The sequence below is a fragment of the Streptomyces tendae genome (assembly GCF_014650435.1).
In the GTDB taxonomy this organism is placed as follows: Bacteria; Actinomycetota; Actinomycetes; order Streptomycetales; family Streptomycetaceae; genus Streptomyces; species Streptomyces tendae.
Map to the genome: position 1 here is coordinate 1 of NZ_BMUY01000095.1, position 645 is coordinate 645.

At 49.6% G+C, this 645-nt stretch carries 1 protein-coding gene; it reads left to right on the forward strand.

The annotated features are described in order from the left end of the window. Positions 1-645 (forward strand): DUF6040 family protein (locus IE258_RS42225; protein WP_189750837.1); only part of this gene is annotated, 645 nt, incomplete at both ends.

Here is a 645-nt window from a genome sequence, read left to right on the forward strand (position 1 = left end):
GACTCTCAAATCTCCGAAGCTATCAGCCAAGCCGAGGAATGGAAAGCCAGGGCAGACCAGGAACAGACCAGGGCAAAAGACCAGGAACGGAAACTACTGGAAGAACAACTGAACCTCAAAAAGACCTTGCAGAAGAAAGGCTTGCAAGCCTCCGAAGCCATAAGCCAAGCCGAGGAATGGAAGAACCAAGCCGAGAAATCGGAGATACAGATACAGAAACTCTTATCCGAGAAGCAAGAGCTGGTATCGACAGTAGCCGAACAAGGGAAGAGAATAGCGGAGCAGACAGAGCAAATAGAGAAGCTGAACGAAGCAGACAACGTGCTGAAGCTCAACGCAGAGCTGAAGAAGCAAAACGAGAAGCTGAAGCAAGACAAGCTCAACGCAGAGCAAGAAGCCGAAGCTACGGTATCGAGCGTTAAAAGGGAATATGAAGCCAAGGGCAGAGAGCTTGACCGCAGAATCGGAGAAGCTGCCAAGCAGTCGGCAAGCCTTAAATCCGAAAGGCAGAGCATAAGCGAAGATATAGAGCAGAGAGCAACAGCGAAGTATCTGGACCAGAAGAAAGAGCTTGACAGGAAGTTCAAAGCCCAGACAGCGAGCTATGACAGCTTTCTGTTAGGTCTGCTACTGTATGGAGTGCTT